General features: G+C 71.8%; 21 protein-coding genes and 1 pseudogene. 10 read left to right on the forward strand and 12 right to left on the reverse strand.

The window, feature by feature from the left end; translation table 11 throughout:
- The first annotated feature begins 110 nt into the window (after window positions 1-110).
- Window positions 111-764: a phosphate signaling complex protein PhoU gene (gene phoU / locus ACQPWW_RS31610; protein ID WP_433127474.1), complete on the forward strand. Its 654-nt coding sequence runs from the start codon at window positions 111-113 to the stop codon at window positions 762-764.
- Between the two features lie 49 nt (window positions 765-813).
- On the opposite strand, the gene ACQPWW_RS31615 is transcribed toward phoU, so the two are convergent.
- Window positions 814-1,581 carry a phosphoglyceromutase gene (locus ACQPWW_RS31615; RefSeq protein ID WP_433127475.1) on the reverse strand — a complete coding sequence of 256 codons (768 nt, stop codon included), beginning with the start codon at window positions 1,579-1,581 and terminating at the stop codon, window positions 814-816.
- A gap of 152 nt (window positions 1,582-1,733) precedes the next feature.
- On the opposite strand from ACQPWW_RS31615, the gene ACQPWW_RS31620 reads away from it, so the two are divergent.
- Complete coding sequence (locus tag ACQPWW_RS31620) at window positions 1,734-3,011, forward strand: MDR family MFS transporter (protein WP_433127476.1); 1,278 nt, start codon at window positions 1,734-1,736, stop codon at window positions 3,009-3,011.
- A gap of 74 nt (window positions 3,012-3,085) precedes the next feature.
- Window positions 3,086-4,360, forward strand: a complete 1,275-nt coding sequence (locus ACQPWW_RS31625) for an MFS transporter (protein WP_433127477.1) — start codon at window positions 3,086-3,088, stop codon at window positions 4,358-4,360.
- 372 nt (window positions 4,361-4,732) lie between these two features.
- On the opposite strand, the gene ACQPWW_RS31630 is transcribed toward ACQPWW_RS31625, so the two are convergent.
- From ACQPWW_RS31630 to mshA, 3 genes are all read right to left on the reverse strand, one after another.
- Complete coding sequence (locus ACQPWW_RS31630; protein WP_433134700.1) at window positions 4,733-5,431, reverse strand: hypothetical protein; 699 nt, start codon at window positions 5,429-5,431, stop codon at window positions 4,733-4,735.
- A gap of 740 nt (window positions 5,432-6,171) precedes the next feature.
- Entirely contained in the window at window positions 6,172-6,687 is a 516-nt protein-coding gene (locus ACQPWW_RS31635) for a YbjN domain-containing protein (protein WP_433127478.1), read from the reverse strand.
- Window positions 6,688-6,744: 57 nt separating this feature from the next.
- A complete protein-coding gene (mshA, locus tag ACQPWW_RS31640) occupies window positions 6,745-8,109 on the reverse strand; it encodes a D-inositol-3-phosphate glycosyltransferase (protein WP_433127479.1) in 1,365 nt (454 codons plus the stop codon).
- Window positions 8,110-8,314: 205 nt separating this feature from the next.
- Between mshA and ACQPWW_RS31645 the strand changes: the two genes are divergently transcribed.
- A complete protein-coding gene (locus ACQPWW_RS31645; RefSeq protein ID WP_433127480.1) occupies window positions 8,315-9,082 on the forward strand; it encodes an SDR family oxidoreductase in 768 nt (255 codons plus the stop codon).
- 21 nt (window positions 9,083-9,103) lie between these two features.
- Window positions 9,104-9,910, forward strand: coding sequence for a class I SAM-dependent methyltransferase (locus ACQPWW_RS31650; protein WP_433127481.1), 807 nt, complete (start codon window positions 9,104-9,106; stop codon window positions 9,908-9,910).
- On the opposite strand, the gene ACQPWW_RS31655 is transcribed toward ACQPWW_RS31650, so the two are convergent.
- Window positions 9,894-10,895 carry a UDP-N-acetylmuramate dehydrogenase gene (locus ACQPWW_RS31655; protein ID WP_433127482.1) on the reverse strand — a complete coding sequence of 334 codons (1,002 nt, stop codon included), beginning with the start codon at window positions 10,893-10,895 and terminating at the stop codon, window positions 9,894-9,896. The two genes, ACQPWW_RS31650 and ACQPWW_RS31655, sit on opposite strands and share 17 nt — an antisense overlap.
- 150 nt (window positions 10,896-11,045) lie before the next feature.
- Here ACQPWW_RS31655 and ACQPWW_RS31660 point away from each other — a divergent pair, with 150 nt between their 5' ends.
- Window positions 11,046-11,804 carry a maleylpyruvate isomerase family mycothiol-dependent enzyme gene (locus ACQPWW_RS31660; protein ID WP_433127483.1) on the forward strand — a complete coding sequence of 253 codons (759 nt, stop codon included), beginning with the start codon at window positions 11,046-11,048 and terminating at the stop codon, window positions 11,802-11,804.
- 334 nt (window positions 11,805-12,138) lie between these two features.
- Complete coding sequence (locus ACQPWW_RS31665) at window positions 12,139-13,146, forward strand: LacI family DNA-binding transcriptional regulator (protein WP_433127484.1); 1,008 nt, start codon at window positions 12,139-12,141, stop codon at window positions 13,144-13,146.
- Between the two features lie 74 nt (window positions 13,147-13,220).
- Here ACQPWW_RS31665 and ACQPWW_RS31670 read toward each other — a convergent pair whose 3' ends face one another.
- Window positions 13,221-13,922 carry a hypothetical protein gene (locus ACQPWW_RS31670; RefSeq protein WP_433127485.1) on the reverse strand — a complete coding sequence of 234 codons (702 nt, stop codon included), beginning with the start codon at window positions 13,920-13,922 and terminating at the stop codon, window positions 13,221-13,223.
- A gap of 167 nt (window positions 13,923-14,089) precedes the next feature.
- Here ACQPWW_RS31670 and ACQPWW_RS31675 point away from each other — a divergent pair.
- Window positions 14,090-14,230 (forward strand): annotated as a pseudogene (locus ACQPWW_RS31675) (RidA family protein); the annotation flags it as partial.
- 22 nt (window positions 14,231-14,252) lie between these two features.
- On the forward strand, window positions 14,253-15,149 hold the full coding sequence (locus tag ACQPWW_RS31680; RefSeq protein ID WP_433127486.1) for a GNAT family N-acetyltransferase: 897 nt from the start codon (window positions 14,253-14,255) through the stop codon (window positions 15,147-15,149).
- Window positions 15,150-15,271: 122 nt separating this feature from the next.
- Here the strand turns inward: ACQPWW_RS31680 and ACQPWW_RS31685 are convergent, their stop codons facing one another.
- Window positions 15,272-15,787 (reverse strand): O-acetyl-ADP-ribose deacetylase, encoded by a 516-nt coding sequence (locus tag ACQPWW_RS31685; protein ID WP_433127487.1) that lies wholly within the window; start codon window positions 15,785-15,787, stop codon window positions 15,272-15,274.
- Between the two features lies 1 nt (window position 15,788).
- Complete coding sequence (locus tag ACQPWW_RS31690) at window positions 15,789-16,580, reverse strand: EI24 domain-containing protein (RefSeq protein WP_433127488.1); 792 nt, start codon at window positions 16,578-16,580, stop codon at window positions 15,789-15,791.
- A 63-nt stretch (window positions 16,581-16,643) separates the two neighbouring features.
- Here ACQPWW_RS31690 and ACQPWW_RS31695 point away from each other — a divergent pair, with 63 nt between their 5' ends.
- Window positions 16,644-17,612 (forward strand): helix-turn-helix transcriptional regulator, encoded by a 969-nt coding sequence (locus ACQPWW_RS31695; protein ID WP_433127489.1) that lies wholly within the window; start codon window positions 16,644-16,646, stop codon window positions 17,610-17,612.
- Here ACQPWW_RS31695 and ACQPWW_RS31700 read toward each other — a convergent pair.
- The 4 genes from ACQPWW_RS31700 to ACQPWW_RS31715 are packed head-to-tail and all read right to left on the reverse strand — an operon-like array spanning window position 17,603 to window position 20,521.
- Window positions 17,603-18,517, reverse strand: a complete 915-nt coding sequence (locus tag ACQPWW_RS31700; protein WP_433127490.1) for an SDR family oxidoreductase — start codon at window positions 18,515-18,517, stop codon at window positions 17,603-17,605. The genes ACQPWW_RS31695 and ACQPWW_RS31700 overlap by 10 nt on opposite strands.
- 56 nt (window positions 18,518-18,573) lie before the next feature.
- Entirely contained in the window at window positions 18,574-19,311 is a 738-nt protein-coding gene (locus tag ACQPWW_RS31705; protein ID WP_433127491.1) for an alanyl-tRNA editing protein, read from the reverse strand.
- 11 nt (window positions 19,312-19,322) lie between these two features.
- Complete coding sequence (locus tag ACQPWW_RS31710) at window positions 19,323-20,210, reverse strand: alpha/beta fold hydrolase (RefSeq protein ID WP_433127492.1); 888 nt, start codon at window positions 20,208-20,210, stop codon at window positions 19,323-19,325.
- Entirely contained in the window at window positions 20,207-20,521 is a 315-nt protein-coding gene (locus ACQPWW_RS31715; RefSeq protein WP_088950380.1) for a DUF2516 family protein, read from the reverse strand. The genes ACQPWW_RS31710 and ACQPWW_RS31715 overlap by 4 nt, the downstream gene beginning before the upstream one ends.
- Window positions 20,522-20,592: the final 71 nt, after the last annotated feature.

The raw sequence follows: 20,592 nt of genomic DNA on the forward strand, positions 1-20,592 counted from the left end.
GTTCACCGTGGTTCATCCGAGGTCCCCCCGCGCCCCATACCGTTGGCGTCGCACCTGCTCAACCCCCTGCGCCGGCATCCGCCGGCGGCGACCGACCACAGGACGTGATGATGCGCGACGAGTTTCGGGCCGACCTCCAGATCGTCAGCCAACTGCTGGTGGACATGGCGGAGGGCGTCCGCGCCGCCATGCGCCAGGCCACCCGGGCCCTGCTCACCGCCGACCGGCAGGCCGCCGAGACGGTCATCGAGCGGGACGGCGAGATTGACGACCTCTACCGACACGTCGAGGAGCGGGTCTGTGACCTGCTCGCCCGACAGGCGCCGGTCGCCTCCGACCTCCGGGCGATGATCACCGCGCTGCACGTGGCCGCTGATCTGGAGCGGATGGGCGACCTCGCCGAGCACGTGGCGAAGACCGCGCTGCGCCGGCACCCCTCTCCCGCCGTCCCGGCCGAGCTGCGGACTGTCTTCACCGAGATGTCCGAGATCGCCGACCGGATGGCCGTGAAGATCGGCTCGGTGCTGGCGAAGCCCGACGCCGACCTGGCCAGCGAGCTGGACGGCGACGACGACGCCATGGACGAGCTGCACAAGAACCTGTTCGCGATGCTGCTCGGCGACGACTGGCCGTACGGGGTGGAGACCGCCATCGACGCCACCCTGCTGGGTCGCTTCTACGAGCGCTTCGCCGACCACGCGGTGAACGCCGGCGAGCACGTGATCTACCTGATCACCGGGCAGAACACGCCCTCCGCGAGCTGAACCGGGCAGCACGAAGGCCCCCGGAATCCCGGGGGCCTTCGTCGTCGGCTCAGCGGCCCTGGTTGGCGACCGCGGCGGCGGCTTCCTTGGCTGCCGTCGGGTCGAGGTACGTGCCGCCCAGGGTGAGTGGGCGCAGCTGCGGGTCGAGGTCGTAGCGCAGCGGGATGCCGGTCGGGATGTTCAGCTTGGCGATCGCCTCGTCGGAGATCTGGTCGAGGTGCTTGACCAGGGCGCGCAGCGAGTTGCCGTGCGCGGCCACCAGCACCGTCCGGCCGGCCAGGATGTCCGGCACGATCGAGTCGTACCAGTAGGGCAGCATCCGCTCGACGACGTCCTTGAGGCACTCGGTACGCGGCATCAGCTCGGTCGGCAGCAGCGCGTATCGGGGGTCGCCGACCTGCGACCACTCGTCGTTGTCGTCGATCGGCGGCGGCGGCGTGTCGTACGACCGACGCCAAAGCATGAACTGCTCCTCGCCGTACTCGTCAAGGGTCTGCTTCTTGTTCTTGCCCTGCAGGGCGCCGTAGTGGCGCTCGTTGAGCCGCCACGACCGGCGCACCGCGATCCAGTGCCGGTCGGCGGCGTTGAGCGCCAGCTCGGCGGTGCGGATCGCCCGGCGCAGCACGCTGGTGTGCACGACGTCCGGCAGGAGGCTGTGCTCGCGCATCAGCTCGCCGCCGCGCCGCGCCTCGCCCTCGCCCTTCTCGGTCAGGTCGACGTCCACCCAGCCGGTGAAGAGGTTCTTGGCATTCCAGTCGCTCTCACCGTGGCGCAGCAGGACCAGCGTCCCGACGGTGGGCCCTTCGCTCGCAGTCATGCGGATCATCCTGCCTCAACCGCCGAGGGGACACGCGGGCAGCCGTCGTGACGACCACCACGTGAAAATACGGATGACCAGGGGCTGCGCCCGCCACTAGGGTTGTAAGGCACGCCAGTCAGATCGGTCATTACTTGCAAGCGGGGCGCCATATGCGGACGATGCGGAGTTGGTTCCGGGACACCACCGGCGGCCTGCCCACCACCTTCTGGTACCTGTGGTCGGGCACCCTGATCAATCGGCTCGGCTCGTTCGTCCTCGTCTTCCTCGCCATCTACCTCACCCAGGAACGCGGCTTCTCGGCCTCCCAGGCCGGGCTGGTGATCGGACTGTGGGGCGTCGGCGGCGCGTTCGGCACCACCGTCGGCGGCACCCTCGCGGACCGGTGGGGTCGCCGGCCGACGTTGCTCACCGCGCACGTGGGCGCGGCCGCCATGATGCTCGCGCTCGGGCTGGCCCGGGACCTCTGGGCGGTGGCGCTGGGCGCCCTGCTGCTCGGCATGTTCGCCGAGGCGGCCCGGCCCGCGTTCGGGGCGATGATGATCGACGTGGTGCCGGCGAAGGACCGGCTGCGCGCCTTCTCGCTCAACTACTGGGCCATCAACCTGGGCTTCGCCTGCGCCGCCGTTCTCGCCGGCCTCGCCGCTCAGGCCGACTACCTGCTGCTGTTCGTTGTCGACGCCGGCACCATGCTGATCACCGCGCTGATCATCTTCACCCGGGTGCCGGAGACACGGCAGTCCGGTGGTGCCACCACCGCTGCGGCGGCCGCCCCGCGCGGCGCCCTGCGCACGATCCTCACCGACCGCGTCTACCTCGGCTTCGTGGCTCTCAACCTGTTCGCCGCGCTGGTCTTCCTCCAGCACATCTCGATGCTGCCGATCGCCATGGGCGACGACGGCCTGAGCCCGGCCACCTACGGCTCGGTGATCGCGCTCAACGGGGTCCTCATCGTGGTCGGCCAGCTGTTCGTACCCCGTCTGATCCGGGGTCGGAGCCGCTCCCACGTGCTCGCGCTGGCGTCCGTGGTGATGGGCGTCGGGTTCGGGCTTACCGCGTTCGCCGGCACCGCCTGGTTCTACGGGCTGACCGTGCTGATCTGGACGGTGGGCGAGATGCTCAACTCGCCGTCCAACTCCACGCTGATCGCCGAACTCTCCCCGGCCGAGCTGCGGGGTCGCTACCAGGGCGTCTTCTCCCTGTCCTGGCAGATCGCCGGGGCCAGCGCGCCCATCCTCGGCGGCCTGGTCCGCGAGCACGCCGGCAACGACACGCTCTGGTACGGCTGCGCCGCGCTCGGCGCGCTGACCGCCGTGGCCCACCTCGTGTCGGGGCCGGCCCGGGAGCGGCGGGCCGCCGCGCTGCGGCACTCCGGTGAGGTGCTGGCGCCGTTCACCGCCCCCCGAACGCCGCAGCCCGCCGAGGCGTAATGAGTGGCGTGGCGGTGTCGGACTCCCTACTGTGCGGTTGGAACAGTTAACAATCCGAACTGTCGGGAGGTCGGGTGCACGCCGCGCGGCGCTGGTGGCACGACACCGCAGGCGGATTACCCGCCACCTTCTGGTACCTCTGGGCCGGCCTGCTGATCAACCGGGCCGGCGCGTTCGCCATGCTGTTCCTGTCGCTCTACCTCACCGACGTACGCGGAGCGAGCATCGGGCTGGCCGGCACCGTGGTCGGCGCGTACGGGGCCGGCGGAGCGGCCGGCGTGCTGCTCGGTGGTGTCCTCGCCGACCGGTGGGGCCGCCGGGCGACCCTGCTCGCCGCGCACCTGAGCACTGTCGTCCTGATGGTGGCGCTCGCCTTCAGTCAACCCCTGCTCCTGATCGCGGTGCTCTCCGCGCTTGTCGGCGTGGTCCACTCGATGCCCGGTCCGGCGTTCGTCGCGGCGATCGTCGACGTGGTGCCCGCCGAGCGCCGCTCACGCGCGTTCAACCTTCAGTTCTGGGCGTTCAACCTGGGCATGGCGGTCGCCTCGCTGCTCGCCGGGGTGCTGGCCGAGGCGAGCTTCACCGCGCTGTTCCTTGTCGACGCCGGCGCCACCCTGACGGCGGCTGCCGTGATCGGCTGGAAGGTACCGGAGACCCTCCGGCTGGCCGCCCCACCCGCCGACCCACCGCCGGCCACCCGCGCGTCGGCCCGGCCCCGTCGGCAGGGACTGCACACCGCCCTCACCGACCGCACCTTCCTGGTCTTCGTCGGGCTCACCTTCGTGCTGGCCGTACTCACCATGCAGACGTCGACGATCATGCCGCTGGCCATGCGTGCGGACGGCCTGGGCCCATCGGCGTACGGGTTGGTGGTGGCGCTCGGTGGCGCGCTGATCGTGATCGGGCAACTGTTCGTGCCCCGGCTGATCGACCGGCACCGTAAGGACGTCGTCCTGGCCGCCTCCACCGCGCTGCTCGCGCTCGGCTTCGGAGTGCTCGCCGTCGCCGACCACCTGGCCATCTACCTGGGTGCCGCGGTGGTCTGGACGGTCGGCTCGATGCTCGCCGCCCCGCCCAACGCGCAGATCAACGCCGACCTGGCGCCGCCGCAGCTACGCGCCCGGTATCAGGCGGTCTTCTACCTGACGTTCCCGGCTGCGGCGTTCGTCGCTCCCACCCTCGGCGGGGTGAGCCTGCAACACCTCGGCGACCGGCACTGGCTGCTGGTGGGCGCCCTGGGCGTGGCGGCGGCGGTCGGGCATCTGGTCGCCGGACCGCCCCGGGAGCGGCACGTCGCCGCGCTGCTCCGGAAGCAGACACCAGCCGCTGACCGGGTGCCGACCGCCTGACCCCTCGACACGGCAAAGCGCCCACCACGGCCCTGAGGTCGTAGTGGGCGCCCGCCGGTGGGGCCGGCGGCGGCGGGCAAACACTCACCCCCGTAAGCGTCGCCCGCTCAGCCGCCGGTCCAAACAGGTGGGCACCGTCCCCCAACGGTAAATCCACCCGTCCCCTCGCGTCTCGCCTGGTGCGCGGATCTTTTCGATCCGCCGCTCCCCCGAACGTTTCCAAGCGTGACGCGGTGCAATAAAGCTAGTTCGCCCGGATTCTGGATTCAACCCAGAACGCCTGTCTCGCCCGTCACAACTGACGAGTATCCGCTGCTCGGGCCTCGATCTCTGGCAACAGCCGGGTACCCCTCAACCATTCCCGCAAACACCTCAACCGTCCTCCCGATCGGGCGACTCGGTCCGGAAAAAGCTGCTCTGCCGGCCGTTGCGCAACTGTTCCTGATAAATCAGGTTCAGCCGGCGCAGGTCAAAGGTATAGAACCACTCATCCCAGGTGATCTCGCGAATTCGGCTACTTTCCCGGTAACCGGGGATGTTGAAGGTCAGAACACCCGCACGACCGTCCCGTTCGGTGCCCGCGATGGTTGCCGGTCTGGCCCCCCGCTCCCGGGCCCAACGCTGGATCACCTCGTGATTCGCGGTGATCAGACTCCGCCCCGGCCGCTCCGGCCGGTCCGTGAGCGACGAGATCACCTGCGAGCTGCGGACCGACCGTCCGGTGCCCCGTCCGGTCCGGATCCCACCGGCCGACGTGCCGCTGCTGACCGACCGGGACGCCGTGCGCTTGGCGGGCGCCGCCCGCTTCGCGGCGGAAGACGCGGCCCGCTTCGCCGCCGGCCGCGCCGGGGCCTTCTTCGCCGGCGCCTTGCGCGCGGGTGCGGTACGGGCCGTCGAACGCGCGGTCGTCGACCTGCTCGCCGCCGACGTCCTGCGCGCGGCGGTCGACGTGGCCGCCGCTGTGGTCTTCTTCGCGGGAGCCGCCTTACGCGCCCCCGTCGACTTCCGCGCAGCGGTCGTCTTCTTCGCGGCCGTCGTCTTCTTCGCAGCCGTCGTCTTCTTCGCGGCGATCGTTCTCTTCGCGGCTGTTGTCTTCTTCGCGGCCGTCGTCTTCTTCGCGGCGGCGGCCCGCTTCGCGGGGGCGCTCTTGTTCGCCGGTGCGGCCTTCGCGCGACCCGGTGCCGCCCTCGACGCCGACTTCTTCGTGGCGGCGGCCCGACCGGCCGATGCCCTGGTGCCGGTGGCCCGGCCGGTCGGGCCGGTGCTGCTCCGACCCGCGCCGGCCCGCATCGAGCGCACCAACTGTTTCACCAGGTCGGGCTTGCGCAGCGCGGAGATCCCGGAGACCCCGCGTTTGCGCAGTTGCCCGCGGATGTCGTCCACCCGCATCCGGGAGATCTCCGACTCGGAGACTCCTGGGGTACCCGGCGTCTGGTTGCCGGCCTGTCGCTTCGTCCTGGTCGCAGTCGCGCCGCGACCTGAGCTGTTCCGCTGAGCCATGGGACGCTCCGCTCCTTGACACTCCGTCCTCGGCGCGCGGGGGTCCCTCGCCGCACCGCGCGGAGCGGCATACCCGTCAGGAGCAGTCCGAACCACGGACAACCAGCCGTGATCGCGCACGATCCAGGATCGAGTGGCATCGGACGCGAAGCGAGGCCACTACTTCCCGGATCAAGCACGATCTTGGCGCGGGGCGCGGGGCGCGGGGCGCGGGGCGCGGGGCGCGGGGCGCGGGGCGCGGGGCGCGGGGCGCGGGGCGCGGGGCGCGGGGCGCGGTCCGGGGCGCGCAGGCGCTCCGCGCCGGCGCGCGGTCAGGACTGGTCGGGGCCGGTGCCGGAGGGCTCGAAGAGATGGGCGAACGCGGCCAGGTTGGCGGTCGACTCGCCACGCTTGACCCGCCACTCGTACTCGCGGCGGATCGAACTGCCGAAGCCGATCTCCAGCATCGTGTCGAACGACTCGTCGGCGTACGTGAGCACGGAGCCGAGCAGCCGGTCCAACTCGTCGGCGTCCACGCCGGCCGGGTTGACCCGCCCGGTCAGGTACACGTCGCCGACGGCGTCGGTGGAGAAGGAGACGCCGTACATCCGGGCGTTGCGCTGCAACAGCCAGGCCCACAGCTCCTCGCGACGCTCGTCCGGTTGGCGCATCACGAACGCCTCGACCCGCAGCGCGTGCTCGCCGATGATGAGGTTGCAGACCGTCTTGAGTTTGTGCGTGCCCGGCAGGGTGACGGCGTACGAGTCGGCGCCGGTCGACTCCCAGGCCAGCTCCCGTTCCGCGCAGACCGACTCGATCAGGGTCGCAAGATCGCTCTTCGGGCTCACCGGACCCACTCTACGACCGACCCGCCCGGCGCACCTGTTGAGAGCGGCGCCCCTCGGTCACCAGGAGCAGGAGAGCGCCGGGTTGGCCGCCAGGTCGGCTGCGAGCCGGGTGCGGTGTGCGGCGATCGCCTCGCCGTAGACGCCGAGCAGACCGGCGACCGTACGGTCCCAGGAGAAGTGCCGGGCATGCTGCTCGGCTCCCCGGCCGAGCGCCGCCCGGAGGGCTCGGTCCGGCAGCAGACGGCCCAGCGCCGTGGCCCAGTCGACCGGGTCGTGACCGTCGATCAGGACGCCACTGACCTGATCACGGACGGCGGTGACCAGCCCTCCGACGGCGGCGGCCAGCACCGGCGTACCGCAGGCCTGTGCCTCCAGGGCGACCAGCCCGAACGATTCGTTGTGGGACGGCACCGCGACCAGATCGGCCGCCCGGTACAGGGCCGGCAGGTCGTCGCCGGTGAGCGGTGGCAGGAACCGCACCCCGTCGCTGACCCCGAGCGTGGCGGCCAGCTCGATCAGCGCGGTCGGCCGGTCCAGCCCGCTGCCGCTGGGTCCGCCGCAGATCACCACTGTCACCTGGTCGGCCAGCGCCGGGTCGCGTTCGCGCAGCGCGGCGATCGCGCGGATCAGCACGTCGGGGGCTTTGAGCGGCTGGATCCGGCCGACGAAGGCGACGACGTACCCGTCGGTCGGCAGCCCCAGCCGGCGGCGAGCCTCGCGGGTGGTCGCGGACCGGTCGCCCGGCGCGGGCCGGAACCGGTCCAGGTCGACACCCGGCTGCACCACGGAGACCCGGGCGGGGTCGGCGTCGTAGCGGGTGAGGAGGTCGCTGGCCTCGACCCGGGTGTTGGCGACCAGCCGGTCCGCCTCGGCGACCACCTGTTCCTCGCCGATCACCCGAGCCTTTGGCTCTGGCCGGTCGCCGGCCGCGAGTTGGGCGTTCTTGACCTTCGCCAGGGTGTGCGCGGTGTGTACCAGCGGCACCCCCCAACGCTCCTTGGCCAGCCAGCCGACCTGACCGGAGAGCCAGTAGTGGGAGTGGATCAGGTCGTAGTGCCCGGGCGGGCGGGACGCCTCGGCGCGCAGCACCCCGGCCGTGAAGGCGCAGAGCTGGCCGGGCAGCTCTTCCTTGGTGAGGCCCTCCAGGGGGCCCGAGGTGATGTGCCGGACCTGCACGCCGGGTGCCATCTCGACGACCGGGGGCAGGTCGCCGGAGGTGGCCCGGGTGAAGATCTCCACCTCGACGTTGGCTTCGGCGAGCCGCCGCGCGACCTCGAGGATGTAGACGTTCATCCCGCCGGCGTCGCCCGTGCCGGGCTGGTGCAGGGGGGAGGTGTGCACCGACAGGGTGGCGATGCGGCGCGGCCGAGGCCACGGTCGGGCACCTCGCTGACGCCCGACACCGGTGTGCATTTCCGCCACATCCGCTCCTTCGTCACGGTAGATGCCGTCTCGCACGACCGGCGCCTCTCGGTCAACCTGTACGCCGGATGTCATCTTCCCCATCGGGCATCGGAAATTCCCCAGCGCGGCCCCCGGGGGTGACGGACCTCATCACCGCACCCCCGTCGATGGCCGCCCCTTCCCCGGTCGGAACGGGTGCCACGGTCGGGGTGACAATGTCGGAATGACCCCTGTCGCCATCGTCACCGGAGCGTCCAGCGGGATCGGCGCGGCCACCGCCCGCCGACTCGCCGCCGAGGGCTTCCACGTGCTCGCCGCCGCCCGCCGTGCCGAGCGGCTCGCCGACCTGGTCGCCGAGATCACCGCCGCCGGCGGGCAGGCCACCGCGGTGACCTGCGACATCACCTCGGACGAGTCGGTGGCCGGGCTGGCCGAGGCCGCGGCCCAGGCACCCGGGCCGGTCACAGTGCTTGTCAACAACGCCGGCGGAGCGCGGGGGCTGGACCCGGTGGAGTCCGGCTCGGTCGCCGACTGGCAGTGGATGTACGACGTCAACGTGCTCGGCACGCTGCGGGTCACCCAGGCGCTGCTGCCTGCGCTGGAGGCGTCCGGCTCCGGCACCATCGTGGTGGTCTCCTCGACCGCCGGCCTGACCGTCTACGAGGGCGGGGGCGGCTACACCGCCGCAAAGCACGCGCAGACCGCCATCGCCGGCACGCTCCGCCTGGAGTTGTGCGGCCGACCGCTGCGGGTGATCGAGATCGACCCGGGCATGGTGAAGACCGACGAGTTCGGGTTGGTCCGCTTCGAGGGTGACGCGCAACGGGCGGCCGCCGTCTACGCCGGCGTGCCGGGGCCGCTGGTCGCCGAGGACGTCGCCGACTGCATCGCCTGGTGCGCCACCCGCCCGGAGCACGTCAACATCGACCGGCTGGTGGTCCGGCCACGGGCCCAGGCCGCCCAGCACAAGGTGTACCGGGTCGGTCAGTGAGGCGCGGGCGGTGACGTCGGGATGAGCGGCGGGGCACGGCGCCGTCCGCTCGGTGTGGTCACCCGGGGCACGACCAACCCGAACCGGCTCCGTCGGGTGGACAACTGGATCGTCGCCACCTGCGCCGACCGGCTCATGGCGGCGGCCGATCCCCTGGTGGTCGACCTCGGCTACGGCGCCACTCCGGTGACCGCTGTGGAACTGCGCGCCCGGCTGGCGGCGGGGGTTCGCCCCGACGTACGGCTTGTGGGGTTGGAGATCGACCCGGCCCGGGTGGCCGCCGCGGCCCCGGCCGCCGACCCGCCGGGCCTGACGTTCGCCCGCGGCGGCTTCGAGCTGGCCGGGCTCCGGCCGGTGCTGGTCCGCGCGTTCAACGTGCTGCGACAGTACGACGAGAGCGAGGTCCCGGACGCCTGGCGGACGATGACCGCCGCGCTCGCCCCGGGTGGGGTGCTCGTGGAGGGCACGTGCGACGAGTTGGGTCGGCTGGCCAGTTGGCTGGTGGTCGACGCCGACGGCCCGCGCACGCTGACCCTGGCCGCGAAGCTCACCACGCTGGGCAGCCCCGCCGAACTGGCCGAGCGGCTGCCGAAGGCCCTGATCCACCGCAACGTTCCCGGTGAGCCGGTACACGATCTGATCCGCGCCCTGGACGACGCCTGGCAGGCCGCCGCCCCGTACGCCACCTTCGGCCCCCGCCAACGCTGGCTGAGAGCGGTGACCCGTCTCCGCGAGACCGGCTGGCCCGTCCTCGGCGGTCCGAACCGCTGGCGGCAGGGAGAACTGACCCTCCCGTGGCCGACCGTGGGGGTCAGAGGGCGCAGTTGATGAGTACGGGTTCGGGGTGGAGGGTGACGCCGAAGCGGTAGTGCACCGTGTCGCGGATGTCCCGGGCGAGGCTCAGCAGGTCGCCGGTGTGGGCGGTGCCGCTGCGGTTGGTGAGGGCGAGAGTGTGCTTGCCGGAGATGGCCACGCCACCCGGCCCGGGGTGGCCCTTGGTGAAACCGGCCTTGTCGATCAGCCAGGCCGCGCTCACCTTGACCATGCCGTCGGCTCCCGGCCAGGCGGGCGGGTCGCCCAGCTCGGCGGCGCGCTTCCGGAGCAGCTCGTACGTCGCCTGATCCAACACCGGGTTGGTGAAGAAGGAGCCGACCGAGCGAGTGTCCGGGTCGGTGGCGTCGAGCACCATGCCCTTGCCGGCGCGCAGCCGCAGCACCGCCGCGCGGGCGTCGGCAAGCGGCACCTGGTCGCCCACCTCGACGCCGAGCGCACGCGCCAACTCGGCGTAGCGCACCGGGCCGGAGAGCGGTGACCGGGTGAGTCGGAAGTCGACGGACAGCACCACCCAACGGTCCCGGTACTTGAAGATGCTGCCTCGGTAGGCGAACCCGCAGTCGGCGGCGGGAATGATGTGGCGGGTGCCCTCGGACCGGTCGTACACCTCGACGCCGCTGATCGTCTCGGCGACCTCCTGGCCGTACGCGCCGACGTTCTGGATCGGGGTGGCGCCGGTCGAGCCGGGGATACCGGAGAGGCACTCCAGACCGGCCCAGCCGTTGGCCACCGTGGCGGCGACCAGGTCGTCCCACGGCTCGCCGGCGTCGACCCGTACGGTGACCGATTCGGCGTCCTCGTCGACGACGCTCAGCCCACGGGAGCGGATCAGCACGACGGTGCCGGGGAAGCCGGAGTCACCGATCACCACGTTGCTGCCACCGGCCAGGATCAGGACCGGCTCGTCCGCGGCGCGGACGGCGCGGACGATCTCGTCGGCGCTGTCGGCGGCCACGATCCGCTGGGCGGTCCCACCCATTCGTAGAGTGGTGTGGCTGGCCAGTGGACCAGGGATGGCACGATCGGCTTCGGTTGTCGGCTGGGCGGAGGCGTCTGGCACGCCCTTCACCTTAGGCTGACTGATAGCCGTGGCACCCACTGGTCGCCCGGCACCCCCGGGAGGATGGCGATGAGCAGACTGCAGGGCAGTAAGGATTTCTGGATCGGGGCGCTCCGAGCGGAGGGCCCCGCGTTCGCGGCTGCGGTGGCCGAGGCGCCGCCGGAGACACCGGTTCTGTCCTGTCCGGGCTGGACGGTCAACGACCTCACAGTGCACCTCGCTGGCATCTACCACTGGGTTGCGTCGTTCGCCGGGTCCGGCCGGCCCGCCCAGCCGGCCCCCCGGGAAGCGCTCGAAACGGACCCGGGCGTGCGCCCGCTCGACCTGTGGCAGCAGGGGTACGAGCGGCTGATGACGGTCTTCGACGGGCTCGACCCGGAGGCGCCGGCGTGGAACTGGGCTCCGCAGCCGAAGAAGGCCGGTTTCTGGCCGCGTCGGATGGCGCACGAGACGGCCGTGCACCGTTGGGACGCCCAGCTCGCCATCGCGGCCGGCGAGCCGGTGGAGGCGAAGCTCGCTGCCGACGGGGTGAGTGAGGTGCTGGACACCTGGCTGCCGGCGGGCCGGCGGCGGACGCCGGGCGACTGGCACGGGGTGGTGCAGCTCACCGCGACCGACGCCGCTCAGGAGTGGTATTTGCGGCTGCGCGGCGAGGGGGTGGCGCTGCTCGACACGGCGACCATCTTCGACCACGACGATCACCACGCGCGGGCGCAGGTGAGCGGCACGGCGAGCGACCTGCTGCTGGCGCTCTGGGGCCGGGTGAGTTTCGAGACGCTGGACGTCGCCGGCGATCGCGCTCTGCTGGATGGCCTGCGCGCCAAGTGATCGATCCGTCTTGACGAGGGCGTCACCCCGCCGGGTGGCGCCCTCGCCGGTCTCCGGGGACCGATCCGAGAGAGCGCTCTCTTGACAGTTCGGGAGGTAACGGCCACGCTGGCGTGAGAGCGCTCTCTCGATTGCCGCCGTCGGGCGGCAGGTCACCTCCGAGGTTCCGCTCCGCCAGGCGATCTACGGGGCATGGACCCGAACGGTTATCTCGTATGGTCAATCCTGGAGTGGTTACCGCAGGCGGTTCGGGATCGAGCACCTTGACGACCTGACCCCAGCGGCGCAGACCGAAGGCCAGTGCCGGGTGGTAGCAGGGTGGGAGGAAGGCGCGATGACGACGGCGCAACGGCCGACGCTCGAAGCGGTGGCGGCGCGGGCCGGGGTGTCCCGGGCCACCGTGTCCCGTGTGGTCAACGGCTCCACCACCGTCGCCGAGCCGATCCGGGAGGCGGTCACCCGGGCGGTCGCCGAGCTGGGCTACGTGCCCAACCTCGCCGCCCGCAGCCTGGTCACCCAGCGCACCGACTCGATCGCCCTGGTGATGCCGGAAGCGGCCACCCGGGTCTTCTCCGACGACCAGGTCTTCCCCGGCATCATCCGCGGTGTCAGCCAGGAACTGGAGGCCGCCGACAAGCAACTGGTGCTGATGCTCGCCGGCTCACCGGCCGGACACCACCGGGTCGAGCGGTACACCACCGGACGGCACGTCGACGGGGTGCTCTTCGCCTCGCTGCACGGTGCCGACCCGCTGCCCGGCACCCTGGCCCAGCTCGGCATCCCGGTGGTGGTCAGCGGCCGGCCGCTCGGCGACGTGCCAGTGCCGTACGTCGACGTCGACCACGTGGGCGGCGTGACCGCAGCCATCCGACACCTGATCGACAGCGGTCGTCGGCGGATCGCCACCATCGCCGGCCCGCAGGACATGATCGCCGGTATCGAGCGGCTCAACGGTTACCGCTCCGCGGTCGCCGACGCGGGGCTGCCCGAGCTGATCGCCGTCGGCGACTTCACCCGGGAGTCCGGGTCGGCGGCGATGCGCCGGCTGCTCACCGAGCACCCCGACCTGGACGGCGTCTTCGCCGCCTCCGACCTGATGGCACACGCCGCCCTGCGTACGCTGCGCGAGGCCGGTCGGCGGGTGCCGGAGGACGTGGCGGTGGTCGGCTTCGACGACATCGAGACGGCCGCCTACACCGAGCCGCCGCTGACCACCGTCCGGCAGCCGATCGTGGAACTCGGCCGGCGGATGACCCGGCAACTGCTCCGGCTGGCCGCCGGGGAAACCATCGAGCAGTCGGTCATGCTCCCCACCGAGTTGATCCTGCGCGACTCGGCGTAGCCGGGGGCTCTCCTCGACGAGGAGAGCCCCCGGGACCCGCTAGCAGTTCCGGATGCGATGCCCGTACCGGCCGATCAGCTCTCCGCGTCTCGACGACGGCGCACGGCGATCAGCGTGGCGCCGAGCGCCACCGCACCGATGCCGAGGATGGTCATCGGGAGCAAACTGCCCGCCGACGTGCCGGTGATCGGCAGGTGGCTCTTCGTCGGGGTGGCAGTGGGCGGCGCAGTCGTGGGCGGCTGGGTGGTGGGCGGCGCAGTCGTGGGCGGCGCAGTCGTGGGCGGCGGCGTGGTCGGCTGACCGCTGGCGGCACAGGTGCTGGTCAGCACGAAGAACTCGGCCGTACCGGTGATCACCGCGGTGGCGTCGATCAGTGTCCAGCCGGCGGGCAGCCGGATCCACGCCTTGCTGGTGCCCATGTCGTTGACGATCGCCCCACCGTCGGTGGGGATCGTCCGGGTCACGGTGCCGTCGTTCGGGATGCTCCAGGTGCCGGTGACCGTGACGAACTGACCGGAGGTCTGCGGATCGCCTGGCAGGTTGAACACCCACACGTCCTGGTCCGGGAACGGCCCACCGCCGAGGTTCGGGTCGCAGCCCTGAGTGAATGCGGCAGCGGTCGTGGGAACGTTGCCCGGGTTGATGTCGATGTTGCTGACTTGCGGCGGCGGCTGGGTCGGATCGGTCGGCTGGGCGAGCGCCGCGCCTCCCGCCCCGACCAGGAACGCACCGGCTGCGGCACCGATCGCGACGGCTTTGACGAGTAGTGCTCTCACGGTTCCCCCATGATCTCTGCGTGGTTTGTGGGCATTTCAGTCGATATGAGAGGATAATCTTGCTTATCCCTATCGCGGGCCGTTTCGTTGCTTTCGCACCCTCGAGGGCGCGTGTGCAGCCGTAAACCCGTCGTCCGGAGATCCCGATCGTCGCTAGCCTCACCGACATGCCGGATCCGGTCGCGCTGCTGCCCCCCGCCCTCTCTGATGTCGCCGAGTACGCGTACGCGGCCACCGTCGAGCCGCCCGCTCGCTTGGTGTTCACCGCCGGCGCGTGTCCGCTGAGCACCGAGGGACGCACCGTTGCAGCCGTACGGAAGGTGGCCTGACATGCGGATCCGGGTGGCGCAGCCGGACGACGCCCCGGACGTGGTGGCCCTGCGGGCGCTGGTCTTCCCGTACCTGGTGCGCGGGGTCGAGTCGACCCGGAAGATGATCGCCGAGCCCCCACCCGAGGAAGCCTGGACCGCCTTCGTGGCCGAGGTCGACAACCGGGTGGTCGGCTGGGTGTCCGCCGAGCAGATCGGGACGACATCGATGGCGAACATGGGCGGCATCAACCTGCTGCACGTCCACCCGGAACACCGCCGACGCGGCGTTGGCACGGCCCTGCTGACCGCCGCGACCGACTACCTCCGCCCGCTGGGAATCCGCCGGGTGCGGGCCATGGCGCAGCCGGAGGCACTGCCGTTCGCCCGCCGACACGGTTACGAGCCCAGTCGGGAGGTGCGCTACTCGGCGCTCGACCTGACGTCGGCACCGGCCCTGCCCGAGCCACCCCCGGGTGTACGGCTGCGCCCGATCGCCGACCTGGACCCGCGCCTGCTGTACGCGGCGGACGTGGCCTCGGCGGCGGACGAACCGGGCGATGTACCGGTCGACGCGAAGAGCTACGAGAGCTGGCAGTACGACGTGTGGGACAACCTCGGGCTGGACAAGGCGTCCAGCACCGCCGTCGAGATCGACGGCGCCGTTGTCGCCTTCAGCCTCGTGAAGCGGGACGGGGACCGGATGTGGTCGGACTACACGGGCTCCGTCCCCGCGTACCGGGGGCATGGGCTGGCCCGGCTGGCCAAGACGGCGGCGCTACACCGGGCCGCCGCCAACGGCGTACGGATCGCGTACACCTCGAACGACGAGGCCAACGCGCCGATGCTCGCGATCAACGCCCGGCTCGGCTACCGGCCGATCGGATCCCAGTGGTCCTGCCTGGCGGAGCTGACCTGATCGGCGCCGTCCACCAAAGCCGGCGCCCGCACCTGCCCCCGCGCCTGCGCCCGACGAGATCTTGGACAGTTTCCGTTCGGCGAGAACGGTAACTGTCCAAGATCTGGGTGCCGCGGGAAGGCTCAGCCCGCGTCGAAGACCTGACGGGCGGTGGTGTGGGTGCCGGCGCCGAAGAGGACCAGGCGGGCCTCGGTGACGGTGGCCGGGGTGGCCGCGCGCAGCACCGACAGCGCCTGCCGCACCGCGTCGTCGATCGGCCAGCCGTAGATGCCGGCGGAGATCAGCGGGAACGCCACTGTGGAAGCGCCCAGCTCGTCGGCCACCCGCAGGCTGTTGGCGTAACAGTCGCGCAGCAGCGCCGACCGGTCCTCGCCTGCCGACCAGACCGGCCCGACCGTGTGGATCACCCAGCGGGCCGGCAGATCCCCGGCGGTGGTCGCCACCGCCTGCCCGGTGGGTAGGCCCCTGCCGTAGTGGGACGCCCGCAGCGCCCGGCACTCGGCGAGGATGGCCGGCCCGCCGCGCCGGTGGATGGCACCGTCGACGCCGCCGCCGCCGAGCAGGGACGAATTGGCCGCGTTCACGATGGCGTCCACCCGCTGGGTGGTGATGTCCCCCTCGACCAGGTTGATCTCCATGTCAGGCCCTCTCGATCGGCTGGCCGAGCGATCGGCGGGCCAGCAGGGTGGCGCCGGCGACCGCCGCCGGCATGATCAGCACCGCGCCGAGTGGGATGAGGAAGCACAGGAAGACCGCCACGCCGAAGCCGAGCGAGGTGGCCCGGTCGGCCTTCAGGATCGTCCGGCGCTGCGGCAGCCGCATTCCGCGCCGGTAGAACGGCGCACCGACCAGCTCCACGGCGAGGAACCACCCGCCCACCGCCGCCCCGATGACCGGGACGACCGTCTGACCGACCACCGGGATGAAGCCGGCCAGGAACAGCGGAATCCCGACAAGCGCCGTGAGCGCCACAAGCCGTACCGAGTCGGCGAAGCTGCGGCGCAGCGACGACCAGAAGGGCACGTCCACCGCGCCGGGCGTGCCGCCGTACCGCTGCTCGACCCGCTCGGAGATCTTCTCGTAGAACGGGTCGCCGATGACCAGGGTCACCGCGGTGAAGGTGAGCACTCCGAGCAGACCGCCAACGCCCAGGAAGGCCAGCCCGGCGATCACGCGGACCAGGCTGCGGGTGGTCTTCGACCAGTCGTCGGCGAACGGAGTGACAAACGCGGCGAGGTCGTCCACGAAGTACACAAGGGCGGCGAGCGCGGCCAGGAACAGCGCGCCGGAGATCAGCGCCGGGACGATGCCGAGCAGCATCAGCCCCGGGCTGCGGACGTAGAGACCGAGCCCGCGCAGGAGCAGCCCCGCCCCGGCGAGGAAGCGTCCGACGACCCCGGTCACCGGGCTGGCGATTCTGCTGGCGTCCACGATCGAGCAGCCTAGCGAGCGGTGGTCGAATGCGCCTGACGGTGGGCGGGGCAGGATGGGCGGGTGCGCGCGTCCCGACTGATCTCGTTGCTGTTGCTGTTGCAGTCGCGCGGGTCGATGACCGCGGGCGAGCTGGCGCGGGAGTTGGAGGTCTCCGAGCGGACCGTCTACCGGGACGTGCTGGCCCTCTCCGCCGCCGGGGTGCCGGTCTACGCCGACCGGGGTCGGGCCGGCGGTTACCGGTTGCTCGGCGGCTACCGCACCCGACTGACCGGGCTGACCCGGGACGAGGCGGAGGCGCTCTTCCTCACCGGGCTACCCGGACCGGCCGGCGACATGGGGCTCGCCGACGCGGTCGCCTCCGCCGAGCTGAAGGTGCTCGCCGCGCTGCCACCCGCCCTGCGCGACGCCCCGGCCCGCGCCGGGCAGCGGTTCCACCTGGACGTACCGGGCTGGTTCCGGGAGACCGCGCCACCGCTGTGGCTTCCCGAGCTGGCCCGGGCGGCCTGGGGAGACCGGGTGGTGGAGTTGCGCTACCGACGCGGCGACCGGGAGGTGAGCCGCCGGGTCCAGCCGTACGGGCTGGTCCTCAAGAGCGGGGTCTGGTATCTGGTCGGCCGGGTCGGCGACGACGCGCGCACCTACCGGGTGGACCGGGTCACCGGCGTCGAGGTGGGTGCGGAGCGCTTCGACCGCGACGAGGACTTCGACCTGGCCGGGCACTGGCGCGAGCAGGCCGGGTCGTTCCTGCGGACCATGCTGCGGGCCGAGGTCGCCGTCCGGCTGAGCCCCGCCGGCCTGCGCCAGCTCCGGCACCTGGTCGATGCCCCCTTCGTGTACGACGAGGTGGTCGCCGCCGCCGGCCCACCCGACGGGCAGGGCTGGGTGGTGGCGCGGCTGCCCGTCGAGTCGGTCCAGGTGGCGTACCACCAACTGCTGGGGCTCGGCCCCGAGGTGGAGGTGCTCGATCCACCCGAGCTGCGGCAGTTGTTCGCCGAGGCGGCCGGCCGCCTCGGCGCGCTCTACCGGTAGCCCGTGACGTCCGCCGGCTTGCCCGCGTCGACCACCTCGGTGATGTAGCGGAAGCCTTCCGGCTGGCTGCCGTCGAGGTCGGTGAAGCCGTACACCTTGGACAGGGTGCCGGCGTCGACGGACTGGCCGTTCCAGCGGGCCCTCTCCTCGTCCGCCGCGAGCGCGGCCACCGCGCGGCCGACGAAGGCCGGCGTCTCCGAGATGAGGAAGTTCGGGTCGGTGGCGGCGCCGTCGCGCCAGTTCTCCTCGGTCACGCCGAAGTGCTCAAGCATCGCCTCCGAACGGATCCACCCCGGGGTGAGCGCCACCGCCGTGCAGCCGTGTGGCTTCAGCTCGTGTGCCTGGGCGAAGGCGAGCCGGTTCACCGAGACCTTGGCCAGGTCGTAGAAGACCGACAGCCGGTAGTTCTCGTCGTTGTACGCCTTGGTGCCGTCCCCCATCTCCACCACCAGACCGCCGGGCTTGCGGACCAGCAGCGGCAGGGCGAAGTGGCTGGTGATGATGTGCGTGTCGATGGCCAGTCGCAGGGTGCGGAAGCCGGCGTCCAGAGGCTGCTCCCAGACCGGCTTGTGCCAGGTGACAAGCGGGTCGCCACCCCAGATGTCGTTGACCAGCACGTCAAGTCGACCCTGCTCGGCGTCGATCCGGGCGACCAGGTCGCGGACCTGCTCCGGCACGAGGTGATCGACCCGAACGGCGATGCCCGTGCCGCCGGCGGCGGTGACCAGCTCGGCGGTCTCCTCGATGGTCTCCGGCCGGTCCATCTCCGAGCGGCCGGCACTGCTGCTGCGGCCGGTGGCGTAGACGGTGGCGCCAGCGGCACCGAGCTGGATCGCGATCTGTCGACCGGCGCCCCGGGTGGCGCCGGCGACGAGCGCGATCTTCCCTGTCAGCGGTTGTGTCATACCTGCGAGGTTGTCAGCGATACCTGACAACCGGCGTCCGAATTCGTTTCTCGGATCTAGTCCGCCAGCCGGACGCGGACGCGGCGGTTGGCCCGGCCCTTGCTCTCCACCTTGACCACCTGCACCTTGCCGATCTGCGCGGTGGAGGCGACGTGGGTCCCGCCGTCGGCCTGCACGTCCAGCCCGACGATGTCGACGATCCGGACCTCCTGCTCGTCCGGCGGGATGAGGTTGGACTGGGTACGGATGATGTCCGGCAGGGCCAGTGCCTCGGTGCGCGGCAGCACCCGCACGGCGACCGACCGGTCGGCGGCCACCTCGGCGTTGACCAGCTCCTCGATCCGGCTCTTGAAGTCCGGTGGCACCTCGGGGAGGTTGAAGTCCATCCGGGCCTCGCCCGGTTCCATGTTGCCGCCGGTGACCAGCGCGCCGAAGTCGCGGAACACCACACCGCAGAGCACGTGCAGCCCCGAGTGGGTACGCATCAGTCGGCTGCGGCGCTCGTCCTCCACCGCGCCGACGACCTCGGCGCCGACCGGCGGCAGCGGGTCACCCTCGGCGGGGATCAGGTAGGGGTCGTCGCCCTTGCGGGTGCCGACGATCCGGGTCTGCACGCCCTGCCACAGCAGCACCCCGTGGTCCGGAGGTTGGCCGCCGCCACCCGGGTAGAACGCGGAGCGGTCCAGGACGATGCCCTGCTCGGGGTCGGCGTGCAGGACCGTGCAGGTCCACTCGCGCAGAGTCGGGTCGGCGAGGTCGAGGCGGTGCGTGCGGCCATGTCGTGTGACGCCCATGACAGCGCAGATTACTCGTTGAGGAAGCCGGAGATGCGGTCCCGCAGGTCGGCGCGTTCCGTCCAGAGGACGCCGGGCCTGTCGTACACGTGCAGGGTGGCCTGGGGCAGCGCGGCGGCGAGCCGCTCGGCGACCTCGACCGGATGCAGGTCGTCGCCCGCGCAGCCGATGACAAGCGCCGGCGCGGTGACCGCCGCCAGGTCACCGATCTGGCGCAGCGACGTCTGCTCCGCCAGGGTCGCCAGGCCTTCGGCCAGACCGTCGCGCAGCAGCTGGTCGAGCCGCTGCCGCAGGTACGCCCAGCCGGCCGGGGTGTTGCGCACCGCCGCGGGCAGCTCCAGCGCGACGACGTCGGCGACCGCCGAGGCCTCCCCGCTCTGCACCGCCTCCAGCAGATCCGTGATCCGGTCGTGGGCGACCGGCCCGCGCGGCTCGTCGAGCACCGCCGGCAGGAAGAAGACAAGCTTCTCGAAACGCTCCGGGCTCTCCGCGAGCAGGCGGCAGAGAGCACCGGCACCGAGGCTCGCGCCGAAGGCCCGGCTGGCCCCGCCGAGGTCCGCGATCGCGCGTAGATCCCGGGCCAGGTCCAGGTAGGTCCACGGCCCGTCCGGGGCATCGGACCGGCCGTGCCCGCGGAACTGGAAGAACACCTTGCGGCCGGTCACCCCACTGCCGAACGGGCGGGTGGTGGCGATGCCGTTGCCCAGCCCGTGCGCGAAGACGGTGACCGGATCACCGGTGCCGGTGACCAGCCGTTCCAGCCGTACGCCGTGCGGGGTGGTGACCAGCTCGGTCTCCGGCTCCGGCAGCGCCGGTCGGCCGGTACGCGGCCCACCCGGCCCGGGACCCCAGGTGCGGGGGCCACTGTCGGGTGGGGGTGGCCAGCGAAAACCTCTCACCAGAACCCTTTGCCGTCGCTCAGGTCGCGCAGACCGACCCGAACGTCGAGGAGGTAGATCAGGCCGGCGGCGATGCCGATCAGGCCGAAGAGGCTGATCGGGCCGAAGCCGAGCAGGGTGAGCACGAGGCAGACGGCGAGGATGGCGATCCAGCCGCCCTTCGGGAGGGTGCCAATGGCGGGGAAGGCGTCGGAGCGCTGGGTGATCGCGTGCACCAGGGCGACACCCTGAACGATCAGCGCGAAGACGAGCAGGATCAGCTCGATCACGTAGCGGACTTCGAACGCGAAGATCGGCGCGGCGTTGGCCATGCCGGCAAGCTTATGTCGAGGACCCCGGCTACGTCCGACAAGGACGCCGCCGGGGTCGTCGACGGAACGAA

The organism is Micromonospora sp. CA-240977 (genome assembly GCF_050942285.1).
Taxonomy (GTDB): Bacteria; Actinomycetota; Actinomycetes; order Mycobacteriales; family Micromonosporaceae; genus Micromonospora.

Coding starts and splice junctions, on each gene's coding strand:
- phoU (WP_433127474.1), top strand. CDS start 111: ATGCGCGACGAGTTTCGGGCCGACCTCCAGATCGTCAGCCAACTGCTG.
- ACQPWW_RS31615 (WP_433127475.1), bottom strand. CDS start 1,581: ATGACTGCGAGCGAAGGGCCCACCGTCGGGACGCTGGTCCTGCTGCGC.
- ACQPWW_RS31620 (WP_433127476.1), top strand. CDS start 1,734: ATGCGGACGATGCGGAGTTGGTTCCGGGACACCACCGGCGGCCTGCCC.
- ACQPWW_RS31645 (WP_433127480.1), top strand. CDS start 8,315: ATGACCCCTGTCGCCATCGTCACCGGAGCGTCCAGCGGGATCGGCGCG.
- ACQPWW_RS31650 (WP_433127481.1), top strand. CDS start 9,104: ATGAGCGGCGGGGCACGGCGCCGTCCGCTCGGTGTGGTCACCCGGGGC.
- ACQPWW_RS31655 (WP_433127482.1), bottom strand. CDS start 10,895: ATGGGTGGGACCGCCCAGCGGATCGTGGCCGCCGACAGCGCCGACGAG.
- ACQPWW_RS31660 (WP_433127483.1), top strand. CDS start 11,046: ATGAGCAGACTGCAGGGCAGTAAGGATTTCTGGATCGGGGCGCTCCGA.
- ACQPWW_RS31665 (WP_433127484.1), top strand. CDS start 12,139: ATGACGACGGCGCAACGGCCGACGCTCGAAGCGGTGGCGGCGCGGGCC.
- ACQPWW_RS31680 (WP_433127486.1), top strand. CDS start 14,253: ATGCGGATCCGGGTGGCGCAGCCGGACGACGCCCCGGACGTGGTGGCC.
- ACQPWW_RS31685 (WP_433127487.1), bottom strand. CDS start 15,787: ATGGAGATCAACCTGGTCGAGGGGGACATCACCACCCAGCGGGTGGAC.
- ACQPWW_RS31700 (WP_433127490.1), bottom strand. CDS start 18,517: ATGACACAACCGCTGACAGGGAAGATCGCGCTCGTCGCCGGCGCCACC.
- ACQPWW_RS31705 (WP_433127491.1), bottom strand. CDS start 19,311: ATGGGCGTCACACGACATGGCCGCACGCACCGCCTCGACCTCGCCGAC.
- ACQPWW_RS31715 (WP_088950380.1), bottom strand. CDS start 20,521: ATGGCCAACGCCGCGCCGATCTTCGCGTTCGAAGTCCGCTACGTGATC.